The organism is Streptomyces sp. NPDC054866, assembly GCF_053610745.1.
In genome coordinates this window covers 521,034-535,104 of sequence record NZ_JBSGZA010000005.1, presented here as the reverse complement: position 1 = coordinate 535,104, position 14,071 = coordinate 521,034, and the positions used below count along the sequence as shown (strand labels likewise).

The window sequence follows — 14,071 nt, the reverse complement described above, 5'->3', positions numbered from 1 at the left end:
GTCACGCCGCCTCCTCCTACAGCACCCTGTCCCCCCGTCATGCCGCCCCCTCTTGCGTGCTCCGTGCGATCAAGTCGCCCATTTCCTCCAGGACTTCGCTCCCGCACCCCAGATACGCGTCCAGCTGCCGCCCCCACAGGAAGTGCCGGTGCACGGGGTGGTCGAGGTCGGCACCCATGCCGCCGTGCAGATGCTGGCCCGCGTGCACGACGCGCTTCCCGCCCTCCGACGCCCACCACGCGGCGGTCAGCGCATGAGTGCCGTACGGCAGGCCGGCGTCGCGCCGCCAGGCCGCCTCGTACGCCGTGACCCGTATCGCCTCGGTGTCCATATGGGCGTCGGCCGCCCGGAGTTGGACCCCTTGCTTGGCCGCGAGTGGCCGCCCGAACTGCTCCCGTTCGTTCGTGTGCGCCACCGCGCGGGCCAACGACCCCGCGCACACCCCGGCCTGCAGTCCGGCGAAGGCCGTCCGCGCAATCGCCAGGACGTCCCCGTACGCCCCCTCCCCTCCGATCCGCTCCCCCGGAGTCCCGTCCAGGACCAACCGCCCCGCCGCCCAGGGCGCGGTCAGCTCCACGGGCTCCGATTCCGCGTCGGCCACCCGCACTCTCCACAGGCTGTGGCCGCCCCGCGCCCCCGGGTCGCGCACCGCCACCAGGACCTCCGTGGCATCCCGCAGCCACGGCACCCATGGCACGACCCCGTTCAGCTTCGCGGCAGTCGCACCGCCCTGGACCCTCTCCCCGGAGGCCACCACGCCGCCCCGCGCCGGAAAAGCCCCCGTCGCGACCGCCGTGCCGTCCCGCAGCCCCGGCAGCAGACGCCCCCGCTGCTCCTCCGTGCCATGCGCCGCCACCGCGAGCAGCCCGTAGACACAGCTCGCCGCGAACGGCACCTGTGCGGTCGCCCTCCCCTGCTCCTCGAGCAGCAGTACGAGGCCGAGCAACCCGACCTCCTCCACCGCACCCGGCAGCCCCGCCGCGCACAGCGCCTTCCACAGCTCCGCGTCCGATGCTGTGCCCGCCGCCGTGAGCCGCTCGGGCGTGGCCAGGTCCCCGAAGATCTCTCCGGCAAGGTCCCGTGCGGCGGCCTGCTCCTCCGTGGGTGTGAAGTCCATGTCAGACCCCGCCCCCCGCCATGCTCTCGACGGCCCGGAATACCGGGAGCTCCAACTCCTTGTCCGCCCGCTGGAATTCGAGCCGCACCGGCTGCCCGATCCGCACCTTGTCGCTGGGCACGCCCACCACATTGCTGACCATGCGCACACCCTCCGCCAGGTCGATGAGCCCGACGGCGTACGGGGGATCGAAGGCGGGGAAGGGCGGGTGGTGCATGACGACGTACGAGTAGACCGTGCCCTCGCCGCTCGCCTCAACTGTGTCCCACACGAGCGAACCGCAGGCATTGCAGCCGGGCAGCCAGGGGAAGCGCAGCGTCCGGCAGCCGCCGCAGCGCTGGATCAGGAGCTGGTGGCGGGCCACGCCTTCCCAGAATCCCGCGTTGTCCCGATTGATCACCGGGCGGGGCCGCTTGCCGTGGGGTTTTTGCTGCGCGGGCGCGTACTTCAGGATCCGGAAGCGGTGGGTCCCCGCGGGCTCGCCGCCCGCTCTGACGTCCATCCGGGTCGTGACGAAATGGCCCGTGCCCAGTTTGGTCGTCTTGCGCTCGGACACCGACTCGATGACCGCGTCGAAAGTGATCTCGTCCCCCGGCCGCAGCGCCCGCAGATACTCCTGCTCGCAGTCCGTGGCCACGACCGAGGTGTACCCCGCGCCGTCCAGGAGCGCGAACAACTCGTCGTACGCCGCCGAACGCCCTTGGTGCCCGGAGAGCCCGCCCATCGTCCAGGCCTGGAGCATGGTCGGCGGAGCGATCGGGTCCGCCCCCGCATAGGCCGAGTTCGTGTCGCCCATGGCCTCGCACCAGTGCCGGATCATCGGTTCGTTGACCGGGTCCTTGCCCACGCCCGACGTGGCGGCCGCCCGCCCCTCGAACGCCTTCAGCGTCTCGTACGAAAGATCGGTCACCGCCGTCCCCTCCGCATTCCGAGGCGCATCGTCGCCACGATCTCCCGCTGCACCTCGCTCACCCCGCCCCCGAACGTATTGATCTGTGCCGCCCTGTTCATCCGCTCCAACTCCCCCTCACCGGCCGTGCCGAGCGTCAGGGACCCGGATGAACCGGCCCGGACCAGACCCGCCTCGCCCGTGACTTCCTGACATATTCGGTACACCTCCACCGCCGATTCGGTTCCCACGAATTTCACGCCGCTCGCGTCTCCCGGCGCCAGCGCACCCGCCCCGACATCCCCCACCAAACGCCAGTTGAGCAGGCGCGTTGCCGACAACCGCGCCTGTGCTTCGGCCAGCCTGGACCGGACCCACGGCGCGTCAATCCGACGCTCGCCCGTCACCGGATCGGGCGTACGGGCGAAGGCGAGGGCAGCGGCGTAGAAATCCTCGGCCTGCATGCCGATCGCGGCGAGCGCCACCCGCTCGTGGTTGAGCTGGTTGGTGATGAGCCCCCAGCCGCCGTTCTCCTCGCCGACGAGGTTCGTGGCGGGCACGCGGATTCCGTCGTAGTACGTCGCCGTCGTCGTCAGACCGCCCACCGTCTCGATCGGCGTCCACGAGAAGCCGGGCGCGTCGGTCGGCACGAGGATGATCGAGATGCCTTGGTGCTTGGGGGCTTCGGGGTCGGTGCGGCAGGCCAGCCAGATCCAGTCGGCGTTCTGGGCGTTCGACGTGAAGATCTTCTGCCCGTCGATGACCCACGTGTCATCGGACCCTGCGGACCCGTCCGACCCCGCAAACCTCTCGGACCCCACGGACCTCCCTGACCCCACGCCCTCGCGCACCGCCCGCGTACGCAGCGAGGCCAGATCCGTTCCCGCCGACGGCTCGCTGTAGCCGATCGCGAAGACGAGGTCACCGCTGAGGATGCGCGGCAGGAAGGCGGCCTTCTGCTCCTCGGTGCCGTACTTCATGAGGGTCGGCCCGACGGTGTTCAGGGTGACCATCGATACGGGCGCGCCCGCGCGGTACGCCTCGTCGAAGAAGACGAACTGTTCGTCGGGCCCCCGCCCCTGCCCGCCGTACTCGACCGGCCAGCCGAGGCCCAGCATGCCGTCGGCCCCGATGCGCCGCAGCAGCCGGCGCTGCCCCTCCAGGTCGCCCCCTTCGGGCGGGCCTGCCGGCATCAGATCGCGGAAGTAGGCGCGCAGTTCCGCGCGCAGCTGCTGTTGGCGCTCGGTGGGGGCGAGGTGCACGGCGGCGGCCTCTCCTTCGCGTAAGGGCGTCGCACCGACATTGGTTTCTGACTGTCCGTCAGAAACTGTCGCGGTGTCAAGAGATCTCCCTGGATGCGGGAGCCGGACGCGACCGCAGCCCCCGAACACGCCTGCGCGGCGGTGCAGATGCACCGCCGCGCAGAACGTCACACACCCCATCGAGCAGGCCCCAGGAGCTACCCCGGAGGGCCGTCACCTCACCAGAGGTGGGTGAAGTTGACGGCGATGTTCTCGTTCGACTGGTCGATCGCCGTGAACGCCGAGCCGTTCACCTGGGCGGTGTTGTTCTGGTTCGAGGCGCCTGAGCCGACGGCCTGCTGCTGCGACGTGGACGAGTTGCCGCTGTTGTTGCCGCCGACGCCGCTGCCGTTGACAGTCGCCACGCCCGCGTTCGATCCGTCGTTCGCGAAGGCGCCGTTGTCAGCCGTCGCGACACCCGAGAAGAGTGCGGCAGCCAGGGGCAGGGCCGCGGCTGCAGCGATGACGCGGGCGGTACGGATGCTTGCCATGTCAATTCCTCCGTTACGGGGGTACGCACCGGCGATGTGCCGGGAGTACCTGAAGTGCCGCTTGTTCCCAGGCGGTTGGCCGACCGCCTCGGGGGTTCTGTACGACGTCGCGAGTCCAGAGTTGCCCACCGAATCCCCGGCGAACCACCCCGGAAGCCCCAATTCCCCCGCAAGCGTGAGTACAAGTCGATAAACATGCTTCGTTCCGTCAAAGCTCCTGTTCAGCCCCCAATAACGTGCCCAAACCCAGGCGCCGCACGGGCTGAAGCGTTCCGCCGCACAAGGAAGATCGGCGGGCGCATCCGCGTTTCGCCCCCGCGCCGTGCCCGCCCCCCTTCCTTTCTTCGAACGCTTGTACGAAAATGAAGTCATGGCCACCATCGACCGCCATGCCACAGCACTCGCACTCGCCCACGCCCTGTCCGCCGCCGAACGCGGCCTCGCCGTCATCCCGCTCTCCCGGACCAAGCTGCCGGCGCTCCGCTCCCCCCACCACGAGCAGCCCGAACCGGCCCCCTGTCACGGCGAATGCGGCCGTCCCGGACATGGCGTGTACGACGCGTCGACCGACCCGTGGCGCATCCGCGAGCTCTTCACCGCCGCTCCCTGGGCCACCGGCTACGGCATCGCGTGCGGGCTGGCCCCGCACCATCTGATCGGCATCGACCTGGACACCAAGTCCGGTACGGACGCTCCGGCAGCCCTGCGGGAACTGGCGCTGCGCCACCTCTTCACGATCCCGGCCACGGTCGTCGTGGCGACCCCGAGCGGTGGCCGCCACATCTGGCTCGCGGGCCCGCCCGACGCCGTCGTCCCCAACTCCGCGGGGCGTCTGGCCCCCGGCATCGACATCAGGGGCGCCGGCGGCTATCTCGTCGGCCCCGGCTCGCGCACCGAGCACGGCGTCTACAGCGCCGTGGCCGGCACCGCGCATCTCCCTCCGGCGAGCTGTCCGCCAGCGCTGCTGCGCCTGCTCACGCCCCCGCCCCGCGCCTACCACCCCACGCTCCCGCAGATGCCGGCCCCGGTCCAACGGGGCCAGGGCCTGGTCCAGTTCGTGCTCGCCGCGCACGAGGGGCAGCGCAACACCCGCCTGTTCTGGGCCGCATGCCGCGCCTACGAGAACGGCATCGGCGAGCCCCTGGCCGACGAACTAGCCGCTGCCGCGCTCCGGGTCGGCCTCACGGAACGCGAGGCCCGCTCGACGATCGCGTCGGCGGCACGGCTGACGGGGCACGCGTGACGGGAGCTGAAGAGCGCGCAGCGTAGGAGCACGCGGTAAGGGGCGCCCGCAATGGCGGACGCCCCTTACCGCTGGCCGTCGCGGCTATCCGAGCATCGAACGGATAGCCGCACGGTCGATGTTCGTCAGGGCGCGGACCAGCTTCGGGGTGAGGAAGACGATGGCGAGGCCGACCAGGGACGCCGCCGCGATCTGCACCGGCGACTCCAGGTAGAACGCGTGGCGCTCGCCGCCGGACGTGTAGTCGAACAGCCGGTAGCCGGGCCAGTCGACGTAACGGGGAAACACCCAGGAGTACGCCGGGAGGAGCGCGACCACCCAGCCGGTGACCAGGAACGTCACGCTGAAGACGAAGGACACGACGCGCGACGGGAACATCACGACCTGGAAGAGCAGCGCCCGCCAGCCCGCGCCGTCCGAGAGCCGTGCCCGCATCCCCGCCCACGCACCCGCGTCCCGCGGCGTCTCCACCGCAGCGGGCCCGGCGACATCGAACCCCAGCTGCGCCCGAGCCCGCCCCCGCTCGGCAGCGCCGAGCCCCCGCGCTCCGGCCAACGCGGCCGCGAGGACCGGCAGTCCGAGCACGGTGACGAAGAGACCCACGCCGAGCGAGAACATCGTCACGGCGAAGGTGAAGCCCACGATGGCGATGGGCAGCGACGCCACCGTGTAGCCGATCTCCCGGTACGTGGAGGCGGCGAACGGCGCCCGCCAGAAGCCAGGAGCCTCCGCGGAGCGCTCAGAGGAGGGAGCGGAGGGAGCGGCTGCGTACGGACGCGGCAGTGCACTGGTGCTCACGATGGGCCTCGAATCTTCGCGGTGGAGACGTACTGGGGGACGTGCCGGGGACGCGCCGTGCTGACGTCCTCCACGTTCGCGAATCCGAGCGGCCCGGGACATACGGTGACCCGCCCTCTCGGGGGTGTTGCTGACACCACCCCCGGCCGAAGCCACAGCATCCGGGGTGCGGGAAGGGGGTGCCTCTCAGTGCGAGACACTGGGAGACACCCCCTTTGACCAGACGGAGAAGCCGTCAGTGGTTGAACCCGTCGAAGACCCCGTTGAGGGCGGTCCCGTCGCGGTGCCCGCCGTCCACATGGCCGGCGGTGGTGATCCCGTACGGGCCGCCCATGTTGGTGAACGACTGCCCTGCGTAGCGGCCCTCGTCGAGGGTGCCGGTGGGACCGTCGGAAGCGACGGCGGTGCCGGCGGCCAGGAATCCAGCGACGGTGGCCACGGCGAGGGCTGATGCGATGCGCTTCAACACGAGTTTCTCCTTGGAGACGAATCCAGTGATCTTGTAGAACAACACCGCACTCGCCCCACACCTCCTCCGAGGCTCGCCGGGCAGCGTCCACGTGGAGTATCGGGTTCATCCATGACGCGTGCCCGGTCCGGCGCAATGTCCCTCACATGCCCGATCGCCCCGGGAACCACGGGAGGAGGGCGAGCCAAGGGCCCCTGAAACAGCGAGAGCCCCCGACCGATTCCGCTGGTCAGAGGCTCTCAATCACTGCGGTGGGTGTGGGATTTGAACCCACGGTGGCTCTCGCCACGACGGTTTTCAAGAGCGTCGCGCTGCGCGTCTGTGCATCCCTGTTGAGCTGGCAAAACGCCTTCCCAGCCGTCTAGAGAGTGCCTCTTGGCCCACAGATGGCCCACGCGGTCCTGAGGCAGGATTTCCAAGTAGGGAAGATAGGGCCCAAGCTGCGAGTGCGGTCGCCTTCATCGGCGACCGCCCGAAATCGGGGTCTGGGACAGCGGGTGGCCTAACCAATTGCCTGCTCAGCACAACCAGCTGATGCAAGCTTAGAGCCAGACGACGCTCCGCGCTGCCTCCTCGCCAGCCAGCTTCTGACGAGGCCCTCGAAGCCTCTCTCAGTGTCTACCCACGGCCAACGCCTGATGCGGGAGCGAGATGGCGTCTGATGGCCTTTGGGCAAGCCAGCCCGACCGACGGTGTGCAGGCGCCTCCGTCCGAACATGCTTGAACCCCAAGCGCTCGTAGTAGGCGTGTAGGTCCGTGTTCGTCCGCCAGGTGTCGATGCGCACCCAGTCGCGTCCTTCCAACGCAGCAACACGGGATGCCCAGTCGACGATTCGAGCCCCAAGCTGCCTGCCCGACGCGGACCGCGCAACGATCAGCTTGTAGAGATAGAACGCACTTTCTGGCTTGTCGTCGTCATTCCAGAAGTCTCGATCAACAGGGCCACGACTGACAGTGGCCAGCGCCGCCCCACTGTCATCTACAACAACCCAAGCCCTGCCTTCATCGATGGTGGCCTGCCACTTGGCGATCGCCCGCTGCCCCGCCTCGCGGTCATTCCACTGGTCCGTGCCCTTCACATGTAGCCACTGTTCAGCCTCGGTCCTCAACGCCATGAGCGCGGGTACGTCCTCGGCTGCGGCGGGGCGTAGGTACTCAGTCGGCATCGACTTCATAGAGGATCTTGTGCCTGTCTCCTGGGAGGATGGTGACCATGCAGCGAAGAGGTTTCCCGTCTTCGTCGTAACCAGTCCGGGTGTGTTCGGCCACCGGCGTCGCCGACGGCAAGGCCAGCAGCTCAGCTTCCTTGAGGGTTGGCATCCGTACGGCGATCTCATCGCGGTACTTAGCTTGAACGAGGCCGACAGATGCGAGCACTCCCCCAGGGGCGGACACGTCACGGGGTTCCATGAGCGGGGTCCCGGAAACGAGTTCCTGCGGGAAGTACGAGTCCGCTAGGGCGTACGGCCGGTTGTCGACGTATCGCACTCGCTTGCGCGCGACCGCCAGCCCTCCTTCAGGCAGACCCAGCGCCGCATGGACGTGCTTGGGGGGTTCAACAATCGAGACGCTGATCTCCTGCCGGGGGCTCTTGCCCTCATCAGCAACGGCACTGGCCCACTGGTCACCAGCCGTCTGGCCCTCAACTGCGGTGGCGTGACGCTTGCGGCTCTCCAGGGTCGTCCAGTTCCAGACGACGGGCGGGTAGTCCTCGCGGACGTACTTCCCCTGCCCCTGCCCGGTCACGACCAAGCCCTCATCGACCAGGACCCGGACACCAGCACGCACAGTTTCGCGGCTGTAGCCGTACTGGCTCATCAACTTGGCTTCGCTAGGGAGCGCTTGGCCGCCTCCCAGCTGACCCGAGTCGATCTGTTCTCGCAGGTCAGCAGCGATCTCCTGCGCCTTCGTAAGTCCCCGCCGCATGTGTCCCCTCCGCCTCATCCGTCCAACTCCTCCATACAAGTTAGACCAGGGGGCTTGACTCTCCAAGGGTCGAGTGGGCATTCTCATCCCACGGCACTCCTCCAGACAAGTCGTACGGGGTGTCACGTACAGCTTTTCCGGTTCGGGATGGCTCGTGTTCCTTGCGGGCCCCTTGCTGGTCGTTCTTTGACAACTGAATGGGGATCACGCCGCCTCTCCTCGGCCAAGTAGGCGGCCACGCGGGTTCCCCGCGTGATGCACAGCGCGATCTCAAATCAATCGCAGCACGTCCCGTGCTGCGGCCGGTTGCCTCCGCTGCTCGTCTCGCACGAGCAGCGCTGAGGGGAGCCGGGTTCCCGACTTCAACGGCGCGCGGCCCCGGAGGTGCAACTCCGGGGCCGCTCTACGGGCCGTACCTACTGCTAGGGAGAACACGACCCATGGACCACATCGTCACTGTTCAGGACGCTGTTACCGCCTTCGAGCCGTGGATGGAGCCCACGGCCGCTGAGCTGGACGCGATCGAGCACGAGATGCCCGTCATCCTGGCGGACGTCGAGCTCTTGGACGCGCAGATCATCACTCTGGACCGCACCCCGAACGAGCTGGACACGAGGCGTCTCCGCCGGGCCCGCCGCAAGGCCCTGGCCGCCCGCGTCACGCTCGCCAACGCCGCCGCCACGGCTGCGGAGGTGGGCGCGTGAGTGCCATCGACTCGAAGCTGACGGCCGCTCACGCTGAGGTGAAGGCCGAGATCGCCCGGACCGACACCAAAACCAGCCTGCTGCTCGCCTTCGTCGGCGCACTGCTCGCCGGAACCTGGACCGTCGCCAAGGACGCACCCCTGACCGCCCCCGCCTACGTGGTGGGCGGACTCGGCACGTCGCTGCTGCTCGCTGCGGCTGCTCTCCTGCTGCGCTCCGTGCGCCCCAACCTGGGAGGCCGCCACGGCTTCCCGCTGTGGGCCACGCTCACCGCCGAAGAGATCAGCGCCACCCTGGCCACCGACCTGAGCGCGGACATCGCGGGCCTGTCCCGCATCGCCGTCGCCAAGTTCACCGGGCTGAAGCGCGCGGTCGACCTCACCTGCGCAGGCGGCGCGCTGCTCGTCCTCGCCGCGCTGCTCGCGGCAGGGGGTGTGCTGGCATGAACCGCAAGGGCAAAGTCCTCCTGGTGGCCGCGCTGGTCGCGGTCGTTGCCATGGCCTTTCGCGTCTCCTGGAACGCGCTGCGCGACATCGCAGGCGCGGTCGGGGCGGATGCGACAGCGGCGACGCTCTACCCGTTCGTGGTCGACGGCCTGATGGCCCTCGCCCTGGTCGCCACGCTCGTGCTGGCCGGTCGGGATAGGACGTTCGCGCTGAGGGTGCTGGGCACCTACACGCTCGCTTCGCTGGTCCTCAACTACGTGCACGGCCTCGTGCCCGAGTTGCACGGCCGGTCGGTCGACTGGGGTCGCCTCGCCGACTGGGACCCCGCCAACTGGGCTCTGGTGCTGCTGGCGACGTCGCTTCCGGTCGGGTCGATCTACTTCGGCTCCGATCTGGTCGCCAAGGTCCTGCACCACCGACCCGCCCCGATCGACCCTCCGACCGCAAATGCGGAGGAATCGACCGAGATCGTGAGCAATCGGTCTACCGCTGACCTCCCCGAATCGACCCCCGAACCGCGCACGGCGAACCCCGTCGCGCTGCCGACTCCGGTGCCGGTCGGGTTCCTGAAGTCGGCCATACCGCTCAAGCCCACCCCGGCGATCGAGCCGACCCCGGTGGCGCCGATCGAGTCGCGGGCGGTGGCCGCAGAGTCGCCCCGCCCCCGTCGGGCGACCGGTCGAGTGCCGGAGGTGGCCCGACCGCCCCGCACCAAGCGCACCCCCGACGAGTTGCTCGCTGAGGCGCGCACCGCAACGGCCGATTGGCCGGACGCCAAGCTGACGGCTGAAGGTATCCGCCTTGCGGTGCACACCTCCCCGAAGAACGCCCGGACGCTGCGCGAGACGCTGCGGGCCGAGCGCGCAGGGGCGGTGGCCTGATGGCTACCGCGTATGCCGAGTGCTTCGACCCCACGGGCGCCCGCTACGGGGTGCCCACCTACCCGTGGAAGTTCGCCCCGGACGGGCTGGCCACGCGTCGCCAGTTGCGGGCGCAGGGCCTGCGTCCGGGCGGTCAGCCCATAGCGGCTCAGCTCATGCGTCGCTCGCGTCGCCGCAAGAGCGGTGCGGCGATCGCCTACCTGTACTACGTCGACCGCGCCAAGCCGGTCCGGCCGATGACCTCCCGAAAGTGTGGGGCGCTCGCGCTGGCGATGCTCGCCCGCCGTACCTGCCCCGAGTGCGGGGTCATCTACAGCTACTGCCTGCCCGTCTCGCTCGGCATGTGCGTGCTCTGTGCCGACGCCAACCGCACGGCCACCAGGAGGGGTTGACCATGGCCAAGCCCGATACCCGCCGCATCGACCGCGCGATCCGGGACACGACCCGCAAGCTCGAAGCGGCCCAGCAGCGTCAGATGTGGCCGCTGTCCGGCCGCGAGCGGCGCGCCATCCTCGCCGCCGCTGCGAGCGGCTCGTACGAGGTCGCGCGGCACCGCAGCGGCGCCCGCAGCGAGGACAAGGCCGCCACCGCGTGGAACGCGGCTACCACCCGCCTTCAGGCCGAGGTCATCGCCTTGCAGGTCGAGCGGCAGCGCGTCGTGAACGAGGCCGCCACCATCAAGGCCGCGAAGAAGTCCTCGGGGTGGTGGTGAGTATGGCCGCTAAACCGACGCCGCCCGGTGAGTGCCCGCAGTGCTGGCAGCACGCCCACGACAAGAGCATCCACCGCCGCCTCAAGCCGCGCCAGGACTGCGCGCCGTGCATCGACCACATGGTCAACGGCTGCCCGTCCCTCGTGCCCAAGAAGCCCTCTCGCTGGTTCTGAGCGCACCCCCCAACTTCCCACCCCGCAAGGGGTAGTCAGGAGCTTCTCTGCCATGGGCGACAACGTCGTTCACCTGCACAAGACACCGCCCGCCGCCGACACCGCGTCCGTGACCACGCTGAGCGTGGTCCCCGACCCGGCACCGCCCGCGCCCGTACGGCTGTGGGTGCGCTCCGGCCATGCCGTGCGCCGGATCGCCACCGACGAGCGGACCAAGACAACCGCGCGTGCGGTCGCCCGCCACAGCATGTACGTGCTGGGCGGGGGCCGGATCGTGGCCCGCCGCACGTGGGATGGCCGTACCGGCTCCCGCTACGAGCGCATGTTGCGGGCCGCCGAAGCGGCCGGCAACTACGAGGTGGCCGAGGAATGGGAGGAGCGTCTTCAGCGCTTCCGCGACGCGCGCCACCGCCGCCGCATGGACCTGCTGCACTCGCCCGTGGACGCGGCCAAGGGCGCCCTGGTCGGCACTGGCATGGGCATCGGAACCCTGGTCGCGCTCGGCATCGTGATGGCCATCAACAATGGCGACGTCGCCGACGTCATCACTCCGCTCGCCGCCACGATCGAGTTCATCGGCCTGCTCATCCGGATCGTGCAGGTCGTGTGGGGTCCCGCCCTCACGATCGGCCCGTTCCTCGCGCTGCTGGCCCTGTGGGCGGTCGGCCGCAAGCAACAGGCCGCACCGAACTGGGCGCTGCCCGCCAACGTGCGCAACGGCGAGGGGGAGCCGATCACCCCGTCGATCGTGGTCAAGGCCCTGCGCGACCTGGGAGTGCCCGCCTTGAAGAACGCCATCAAGGAGATGGGCGATGCCGGGGCCGCGATGCTCGGCCCGATCCGGATCGCTGGGTGCGGGGTGGAAGTCGACGTCACCTTGCCGTCTGGGGTGTCCACGGTGGAGGTGCAGAACAAGCGCCGCAAGCTCGCGGAGAACCTGACCCGGCACGAGCACGAAGTGTTCATCACCATCCCGCAGGCCGCCCGCACGGTCCGGCTGTGGATCGCGGACTCGGGTGCACTGGATGAGCCGATCGGCCCGTCTCCGCTGGTCACCGACGAGAGCCTGACCGCCGACTACGCCAAGGGCCGCGCTCCGTGGGGGCAGGACCTGCGCGGGGATGCGGCGCTGTTGAGCCTGTTCCAGCGGATGCTGTTGATCACGGGTCTGTCCAACCAGGGCAAGACCGCTGCCCTGCGGGCGCTAGTCCTGTGGCTGGCCCTGTGCCGGTCGGTGGAGTTCCGCATCGCCGATCTCAAGGGCGCGGGGGACTGGGCCATGTTCGAGGGCCTGGCCACCGTCCTCATCCAGGGGCCGACCGATGAGCACGTGATCGAGGCGACCGAGATGGTCGAGTCCGGGGTGGAGGAGATGAACCGCCGCCTCCAGGAGCCGCCCGGCACGGACTTCCCGCTGCTGCTGCTCGTGGTCGATGAGGCGCAGGTGGCGTTCATGTGCCCGCTCAAGGATGAGGAAAAGCGGCCCTACGGCGGCGCTAAGTCCACCTCGCGGTACTTCATGGGCTGCCGCAAGGTCCACAACCAGGGGCGTGCGGTCAACGTGCTGCTGTGGCAGGGCACCCAGGACCCCACCGACGCGAACCTGCCCAAGCTGGTCCGTGAGGGCGCCCACACGCGTGCCTCGCTCGCGCTGGGCACCGAGTCGCAGGCCCGGATGGCGTTGGGCGACAAGGCCGTTGACGGCGGTGCGGCCCCGCATCTGCTGCGGCAGGGCCTGGACAAGGGCACCTTGGTCATCGCTTCCGACGGCATCGATATCCCGGCCGGACAGACGTCCATCACGGTGCGCACGCACTACATCGACACCGAGCAGGCCACCGAGATCGCGGAGCGGGCCAAGCTGTTGCGCGATGGGGTGGCCACCGTGCACAGCATCGACCGCAGCGAGAAGCGCGACTCGCTCGCCGACATCGCCGCCGTCCTCGGCACCTCCGCGCGGCTGCGCACCGATGAGGTCCTCAAGCGGCTGCACACGCTGGACGCGACCGTCTACCGCGAGTGGAACAACGGCCGCCTCAAGCGGCTGCTCGAAGAGCACGGCGAGGAGCCGAAGAAGTCCCACGGGGTCATGGTCGTGCGCCGCGACGACGTGGCCCGCGCGCTCGCCAACCGCGACACCACCGGTTCCGCTTCCGTCGCCGACTGAGGGGAGGCGAGCCGTGCCGGGTCGGGGAGGCGGGGAGAACTCCCCAAGGGCCTCCCTGACCCGCCTCCCCCGCACTGATCAGCGAAAACACCCCTTCGGGGAGGCGGGGAGGCGCCGCAGGTCAGCGCCCCCAACCCCCTCCCGCGGGGCCTTCCTCAGGGGGTGCCGCAGCCTCCCCGGACCATGTCGAGAAGGGATTCCGCATGTACCCCGACACCACCCCGGACGCGACGTCCACGCGCGCCGGACTGAGCGAGGCGCAGGCCGAGACCGAGGCGCGGCGGATCATCGCCGACGCCTACCGGCCCACCGCCTACCGCGACGACACCCCGGTGCCCGCCCACGGCGACACCCCGGCCGTCGCCCAGCCCGGACGGCCCCCGATGAGCCAGGGCGCCACCGATGCCAGCGTGCTCATGCTCGCTGGCGGCACCACCACCGTCATGGTCGGCGGCACGGCGGCCGCGCTCATGTACGTCTCCCAGTTCGCCGACCCGATCATCTGCGGCCTGGTGTTCGGCGCCCCGACCGCCCTCGTGCTCGCCCTCGCCCGGCTCGTCCGGCGAGGCAAGCCCGCCCCGGACGTCCACCACCACTACGAAGGCCCCGTCTACCAGGACCGGCGCAACGTCCACAGCCGCACCAGCGGCGTGTGGGCCAAGACCAACAACCAGCAGTGATGCCAAGGGCGGCCCCCGTCTCGCCAAAGTCCGGGGCCGCCCTTGTCGCCAGCACTCTTCACAGAACTGGAGAC

The 14,071-nt window shown here is 69.8% G+C and carries 17 protein-coding genes and 1 tRNA gene; 9 read left to right on the top strand and 9 right to left on the bottom strand.

Annotated features, from left to right (window positions below; translation table 11 throughout):
• Positions 1-37: 37 nt before the first annotated feature.
• From ACWGI2_RS27400 to ACWGI2_RS27385, 4 genes are all read right to left on the bottom strand, one after another.
• Positions 38-1,117 (bottom strand): acyl-CoA dehydrogenase family protein, encoded by a 1,080-nt coding sequence (locus ACWGI2_RS27400; protein ID WP_453698171.1) that lies wholly within the window; start codon positions 1,115-1,117, stop codon positions 38-40.
• A gap of 1 nt (position 1,118) precedes the next feature.
• Positions 1,119-2,027 (bottom strand): bifunctional MaoC family dehydratase N-terminal/OB-fold nucleic acid binding domain-containing protein, encoded by a 909-nt coding sequence (locus ACWGI2_RS27395; RefSeq protein WP_453698169.1) that lies wholly within the window; start codon positions 2,025-2,027, stop codon positions 1,119-1,121.
• Positions 2,024-3,268, bottom strand: coding sequence for an acyl-CoA dehydrogenase family protein (locus tag ACWGI2_RS27390; RefSeq protein ID WP_453698167.1), 1,245 nt, complete (start codon positions 3,266-3,268; stop codon positions 2,024-2,026). The genes ACWGI2_RS27395 and ACWGI2_RS27390 overlap by 4 nt, the downstream gene beginning before the upstream one ends.
• Positions 3,269-3,486: 218 nt before the next feature.
• Positions 3,487-3,798 carry a hypothetical protein gene (locus ACWGI2_RS27385; RefSeq protein WP_160506015.1) on the bottom strand — a complete coding sequence of 104 codons (312 nt, stop codon included), beginning with the start codon at positions 3,796-3,798 and terminating at the stop codon, positions 3,487-3,489.
• 370 nt (positions 3,799-4,168) lie between these two features.
• Here ACWGI2_RS27385 and ACWGI2_RS27380 point away from each other — a divergent pair, with 370 nt between their 5' ends.
• Complete coding sequence (locus ACWGI2_RS27380; protein ID WP_453698166.1) at positions 4,169-5,041, top strand: bifunctional DNA primase/polymerase; 873 nt, start codon at positions 4,169-4,171, stop codon at positions 5,039-5,041.
• 84 nt (positions 5,042-5,125) lie between these two features.
• On the opposite strand, the gene ACWGI2_RS27375 is transcribed toward ACWGI2_RS27380, so the two are convergent.
• The 5 genes from ACWGI2_RS27375 to ACWGI2_RS27355 form a co-directional block, all read right to left on the bottom strand.
• Positions 5,126-5,839, bottom strand: a complete 714-nt coding sequence (locus ACWGI2_RS27375; protein WP_453698165.1) for a sensor domain-containing protein — start codon at positions 5,837-5,839, stop codon at positions 5,126-5,128.
• A 235-nt stretch (positions 5,840-6,074) separates the two neighbouring features.
• Positions 6,075-6,308, bottom strand: a complete 234-nt coding sequence (locus tag ACWGI2_RS27370) for a hypothetical protein (RefSeq protein WP_453698164.1) — start codon at positions 6,306-6,308, stop codon at positions 6,075-6,077.
• Between the two features lie 252 nt (positions 6,309-6,560).
• Positions 6,561-6,647, bottom strand: a tRNA-Ser gene (locus ACWGI2_RS27365).
• Between the two features lie 272 nt (positions 6,648-6,919).
• On the bottom strand, positions 6,920-7,483 hold the full coding sequence (locus tag ACWGI2_RS27360) for a GNAT family N-acetyltransferase (protein WP_453698163.1): 564 nt from the start codon (positions 7,481-7,483) through the stop codon (positions 6,920-6,922).
• Complete coding sequence (locus tag ACWGI2_RS27355; RefSeq protein ID WP_453698161.1) at positions 7,464-8,234, bottom strand: GntR family transcriptional regulator; 771 nt, start codon at positions 8,232-8,234, stop codon at positions 7,464-7,466. The genes ACWGI2_RS27360 and ACWGI2_RS27355 overlap by 20 nt, the downstream gene beginning before the upstream one ends.
• Positions 8,235-8,674: 440 nt before the next feature.
• Here ACWGI2_RS27355 and ACWGI2_RS27350 point away from each other — a divergent pair, with 440 nt between their 5' ends.
• The 8 genes from ACWGI2_RS27350 to ACWGI2_RS27315 all read left to right on the top strand — a co-directional run bounded on the left by ACWGI2_RS27350 (position 8,675) and on the right by ACWGI2_RS27315 (position 13,997).
• Positions 8,675-8,938: a DUF6284 family protein gene (locus ACWGI2_RS27350; RefSeq protein WP_453698159.1), complete on the top strand. Its 264-nt coding sequence runs from the start codon at positions 8,675-8,677 to the stop codon at positions 8,936-8,938.
• Positions 8,935-9,384, top strand: a complete 450-nt coding sequence (locus ACWGI2_RS27345) for a Pycsar system effector family protein (RefSeq protein WP_453698158.1) — start codon at positions 8,935-8,937, stop codon at positions 9,382-9,384. Before ACWGI2_RS27350 ends, ACWGI2_RS27345 begins: the two co-directional genes overlap by 4 nt.
• Positions 9,381-10,265, top strand: a complete 885-nt coding sequence (locus ACWGI2_RS27340) for a DUF2637 domain-containing protein (protein ID WP_453698157.1) — start codon at positions 9,381-9,383, stop codon at positions 10,263-10,265. The genes ACWGI2_RS27345 and ACWGI2_RS27340 overlap by 4 nt, the downstream gene beginning before the upstream one ends.
• The gene (locus ACWGI2_RS27335; RefSeq protein WP_453698156.1) at positions 10,265-10,657 is read left to right on the top strand and encodes an RRQRL motif-containing zinc-binding protein; all 393 of its coding nucleotides are present in this window, start codon (positions 10,265-10,267) and stop codon (positions 10,655-10,657) included. The genes ACWGI2_RS27340 and ACWGI2_RS27335 overlap by 1 nt, the downstream gene beginning before the upstream one ends.
• A gap of 2 nt (positions 10,658-10,659) precedes the next feature.
• Positions 10,660-10,977: a hypothetical protein gene (locus ACWGI2_RS27330; RefSeq protein WP_453698154.1), complete on the top strand. Its 318-nt coding sequence runs from the start codon at positions 10,660-10,662 to the stop codon at positions 10,975-10,977.
• 2 nt (positions 10,978-10,979) lie between these two features.
• Positions 10,980-11,150 (top strand): pRL2-8, encoded by a 171-nt coding sequence (locus ACWGI2_RS27325; protein ID WP_453698153.1) that lies wholly within the window; start codon positions 10,980-10,982, stop codon positions 11,148-11,150.
• Between the two features lie 52 nt (positions 11,151-11,202).
• A complete protein-coding gene (locus tag ACWGI2_RS27320) occupies positions 11,203-13,317 on the top strand; it encodes an ATP-binding protein (protein ID WP_453698152.1) in 2,115 nt (704 codons plus the stop codon).
• A gap of 203 nt (positions 13,318-13,520) precedes the next feature.
• Positions 13,521-13,997 carry a hypothetical protein gene (locus tag ACWGI2_RS27315; RefSeq protein WP_453698151.1) on the top strand — a complete coding sequence of 159 codons (477 nt, stop codon included), beginning with the start codon at positions 13,521-13,523 and terminating at the stop codon, positions 13,995-13,997.
• Positions 13,998-14,071 lie beyond the last annotated feature (74 nt).